3 protein-coding genes and 1 tRNA gene are annotated in these 4,945 nt (G+C 43.9%); 1 reads left to right on the top strand and 3 read right to left on the bottom strand.

Translation table 11 applies throughout. The features are described 5' to 3' along the window. Positions 1-32: 32 nt before the first annotated feature. A tRNA-Asn gene (locus tag CHX27_RS00595) sits at positions 33-106 on the bottom strand. Between the two features lie 102 nt (positions 107-208). Beyond that, complete coding sequence (gene rseP / locus CHX27_RS00600; protein WP_094484848.1) at positions 209-1,552, bottom strand: RIP metalloprotease RseP; 1,344 nt, start codon at positions 1,550-1,552, stop codon at positions 209-211. Between the two features lie 120 nt (positions 1,553-1,672). Between rseP and CHX27_RS00605 the strand changes: the two genes are divergently transcribed. Continuing rightward, on the top strand, positions 1,673-2,629 hold the full coding sequence (locus CHX27_RS00605) for an aldo/keto reductase (protein WP_094484851.1): 957 nt from the start codon (positions 1,673-1,675) through the stop codon (positions 2,627-2,629). On the opposite strand, the gene CHX27_RS00610 is transcribed toward CHX27_RS00605, so the two are convergent. Then, complete coding sequence (locus CHX27_RS00610; RefSeq protein WP_094484849.1) at positions 2,619-4,526, bottom strand: M1 family aminopeptidase; 1,908 nt, start codon at positions 4,524-4,526, stop codon at positions 2,619-2,621. The two genes, CHX27_RS00605 and CHX27_RS00610, sit on opposite strands and share 11 nt — an antisense overlap. Positions 4,527-4,945: the final 419 nt, after the last annotated feature.

A 4,945-nucleotide genomic window follows, 5' to 3' on the forward strand; every position in this document is an offset into this window, starting at 1 on the left:
AAAATCCCGACCATTACTGATCAGGATTTCTGCTCCCCCTCTTGGGCTCGAACCAAGGACCCTCTGATTAACAGTCAGATGCTCTAACCAACTGAGCTAAGGAGGAAAATATTTTTATGTCTTGCCTAACGCGGTTGCGATTAAAGCGGTGCAAATATAGCTATTGTTTTTGTTCTACAAAATAAAATTGCGAAATAAAGTGCATTTTTTACTTGAAAAATAGCTTGTAAATGTCGTTGCCGTTCGCAAAAAGCACTAAACCAATCAGTAAGAAAAAGCCTACCATTTGTGCACGCTCCAAAAATTTATCGCTCGGTTTTCTGCCGCTGATCATTTCGTACAACAAAAACATCACATGCCCGCCATCTAGCGCCGGGATTGGCAATAAATTCATAACTCCTAAAACAATCGACAACATCGCGGTGATAGCCCAAAATACTTGCCAGCTCCACTCTTCCGGGAATATATTAAAAATGGCATAAAAGCCCCCTACGCCCTTCGCAGCGCCTGTACTTGGCGTAAAAATCGCTTTTAGTTGTCGGCCGTATCCAGCCAACTGCTCGATTCCTTTATCGATCCCAACCGGAATCGACTCAAAAAAGCTGTAAGACTCTCTGCTGAATTTATAGTAACCTAAACGCGTTAAATTGTCTTCTTTTATTGCTCCTAAAGCAACCCCCAATTTTCCTTCGGCATTTACGTTTAGTTGCACCGGAACGCGTTTATTATCACGTAAAACAACGCCTGGAATCGTTTTCCCCTTGTACGTTTCCAAAATTTTTGGCGCTTGATCGAAATATTTAACGGGTTGTCCGTTTAATTCTACCACAATGTCTTTTGCCTTCAATACATCTTTATTCTTCGAGTCGTCGGCTAAGCCACCAACGGCAAAAGGCATTCTAAGGGAAATAGCATTACGCTTATCGGCGTCGATAAACTGACCAATAAAGTTCTGTGGCAATGTGATGGTTTGTGGTGTTCCGTTACGTTCGATTTCGACTGTTTTTGCCATCAGTAAGTCAGACATGATTGCCGAACTAAACTTGTCTACTTTCTTATTATCTATACTGAGAATCTTGTCGCCTGTTTGAATTCCCGCTTTTTCCACAACCGGATTTTGAACCCAAACGCCGTCTTTTACTTCGCTGTTTTTGACGTAATAATCGCCATAAGCGTAAGCCATTCCAATGTAAATAAGGAAAGCCAAAATAAAGTTTACCGTTACGCCTCCTAACATGATGATGAGTCGTTGCCAAGCCGGTTTGGAACGGAACTCCCACGGTTGTGGTTCTTGTTTCATCGTTTCGGTATCCATCGATTCGTCGATCATACCGGCAATTTTCACGTATCCGCCCAACGGCAACCAGCCAATTCCGTAAACGGTCTCGCCTATTTTCTTCTTAAACAACGAAAACTTCACGTCGAAAAACAAATAAAACTTCTCAACCTTCGTCTTAAAAATCTTAGCCGGAATAAAATGTCCTAACTCGTGCAAAACGATGAGCAGCGACAGACTTAACAAAAACTGACCAAATTTGACAGCAATTTCCATGAATCTTCTTCTAAATGAGCCGCAAATGTAATCTTTTTGATGCAGCAGTAAAACTGCAAGCACAACGGCAGTCGGTAAAAGTTTGTTAATTTCGCAAGGCTCACTCAATTCTGAATGCTCATGCTCAAATTTAAATCTGTTCCCAACACCGAACTTAAAACGGCACCGCTCATTTTTGGCGGCAATGTCTTTGGATGGACCATCGATGAGAAAACTTCCTTTCAAATCCTGAATGCCTTTATCGACAAAGGTTTTAACATGATTGATACCGCCGATATCTACTCGCGTTGGGCGCCTGGAAATGTGGGCGGCGAATCGGAAAAAATCATCGGAAAATGGTTGTCGGATGTTAAAAGTCGCGACAAAATTATCATTGCTACGAAAGCCGGAATGGATATGGGCGAAGGAAAAGTAGGTTTGAAAGCCGCGTATTTGAAATCGGCCGTGGAACAATCGTTGCGAAACTTAAAAACTGATTACATCGATTTGTTTCAAAGTCATCAAGACGATCCGGAAACTGCGCAAGACGAGACACTTCGCGCTTACGACGAACTTATTCAAGCAGGGAAAATTCGCTACATCGGCGCATCAAATTTCACTGCCGATCGACTACAAGAAGCCTCTGAAATTGCTCGATCGCAACAACTACAGCCGTACCGAACCTTACAACCGTACTACAATTTGTATATGCGCGAAAAGTTTGAGGGCGAACTGCAAAACACTTGTGCCGAACTCCAGCTCGCAGTCATTCCGTATTTTAGTTTGGAAAGCGGATTTTTAACGGGCAAATACCGAAGTACAGCCGACCTTCAGAAAAGTATCCGCGGCGGCCGTTTTGCCAACCATTTCAACGAACGCGGCATGCGTATTTTAAGTGCGCTCGATGCATTGTCGGCCGCACATAATACAACTCCTGCGGCTATCGCATTGGCGTGGTTACTCAAACAAGAAACCATTTTGGCACCTATTGCCAGTGCAACATCGGTAACGCAGCTAAATGAATTGCTCGCTGTTGCCGATATTAATCTAAATACCGATGAAATCCGACTACTAAATCTGGTTTCGGCTAGTTCTTGATGAATTGAAACGACGCCGTCGAGCCCGAATTAGAGCGCAGCTTTAACACATACGTGCCGTACGCTAAGGCTTGCACATCGATACGTGCTGCATTTTGCGGATTGGCAACTAATCGCCCTTGTATGTCGTAAATAGACATTTCGTCGATTTGCAATCCTTCAGGAATAGAAACCGACATAAAATCGGACGCCGGATTTGGTGCTAAAGCTACTTGGTTAAGCAAAAAACTATCGGTTCCTAAAGTAATGGCGTTGTTTCGGCTAATGATATTGCGGTTCGGGTCAAAACTCACGTCAACCACAGGAAAGTCTACCGGAACAATAAATTCTTGTCCGTTGCTTGTGTGTTCTACACGCACAATTTGTTGTTCGCCCGTGCTGCTAAATAAACCGATTTCCACAGGCATTTCGAAAAAGCTAACCGACGGGTGTGACTGGGTTTGATTCAGAACAATTTTCGCCTGATTGTTGCCCAAATACGTTACCGCTACCGAATAGCTTGGATATCCTTGATTGTAAATCCAGTCGTTAAAAAGCTCTTGTAAATCGGTGCCCGAAGTTGCTTCGCAAATGTCCTGAAACTGTGAGGTCACGGCGTAATTAAATGCCAAGGCGGGATCGTTCAAGAAATTTCGTAACGCTTGAATAAAAACACTGTCCCCCAACTTGTAACGCAACATATGCAAAACCATGGCGCCTTTGCTGTAACTCAAACGGTTGCTAAAAATTCGATTTACACTATTGGTTTCAGACGGCGTTAAGTAAACCGCACCGCCAGCTACCGAAGTAATCCAGTTTGTAAGCGCTGTTTTGTGCTCAACAAAAGCCGCATCGCCATCAAAAGCTTCGATAACCATAGCTGACAAATACGTTGCAAATCCTTCGTTCAACCAAATGTCTTGCCAACTGCCGCACGTAACTTTATTTCCAAACCACTGATGTGCCAATTCGTGAGCAATTAATCCGCGGCTAAAATTCCCCATAAACGAAACAGTTGTGTGTTCCATGCCGCCGCTCCAACCAAATTGTGCGTGCCCATACTTTTCCGTGTGGTACGGATACGTTTGAAATAAATCTTCAAACATACTCATAATGGGCAGTGTGAGTGCAAGCTGCTGTTGCGTGGTACTTAAATTTTCCGGATACACATAATTTACGATCGGAAAATCGTTTGGCGGAGTCCCTGCCGTTTGGTTAAATATCGAATAGTTCGTTACCGCAATGGCAATTAAGTAGGCCGGAATCGGATAGTTATGCGAAAAATGCGTCGTTTTGGTGTTTCCGGTAACAACAACCGATTCCTGCAGGCCGTTAGCAACAGCTACATACTGCGACGGTGTGTTCAGATAAATATCTATAGAGTCAATTTTATCATTTAAATCTTGCTTACACGGCCACCAATCGCGGGCGCCGTATGGTTGCGAAAGCGTCCACAGTACCGGAACGCCGTTGTGCGTATCAATCGTAAAAGCTTCTTCGCCGGTTGCAGGCTGACCGCTATAGGTTACGGTCACGCTATTTAGCACACCTGCTGGAAGTGCCGTCGGAAAAGTAATTACAAGTTCGTCGTTAAAATTCTGCGTAAAGTTTAAAGAAACATTTCCTGAAGTGACCTGCGAAACAGTTAATTGGTTCGACAAATCAAAAGTCATTTGCGTTAATGTAGTAGTTGGAATAAAATCGGTTGTCACCACGCCGCTAATAAAATACTGCGCTGGATCTACGGTGAAATTCAACGTTTGATGCTTCACGTCGTAATTCGTGGTGTTACTGTTTGCTTGAAACGACAGTAAACTCTGAGCCGCACGCGCTTCCGCGTTTGAAATTTCAAAGTCAATTCCATGTTGTGCCCACGCGCCAAAAGTGGAAATCAGCGCGCAAAAAAGCAGCTTCTTCATGCGAAAAAAATTTTTTCAAAGATAACAAAGAAGTATATCCGTTGCGTACACACTATTTATCAGCGGTATAGGACAAAAGCTCATTGTTCATTTTGCTAGTTTGTGGGCCTTGCGCTTCTTGATTGCGTTGCCTCGTTTCCTCGGCCGTCAATAAGGTGCGCCGGGCTTTCGCGGCAATTCGCTTGGTTGCCCACTACCGCAATTGCTGCTTTTTCGGCTTCCGCTGGTCGCCGTAAAACCAGCTTGCGCTTACGCGGGCAACGGCAGCTCATTTCTGCTCCAATCCCTAAGGCGAAAAATCCGTAACTAAAAAAATCCGAACTGTTTGTCTCCCAAAAAAAGAGCAAAATTTACGGAAAACCCGTAATCTTATCTCGATTTTTTTTCAAAACTTCGCCTCGATGGGGGCGGGTGGGATG

This window comes from Flavobacterium aurantiibacter (assembly GCF_002251775.1).
In the GTDB taxonomy this organism is placed as follows: domain Bacteria; phylum Bacteroidota; class Bacteroidia; order Flavobacteriales; family Flavobacteriaceae; genus Flavobacterium; species Flavobacterium aurantiibacter.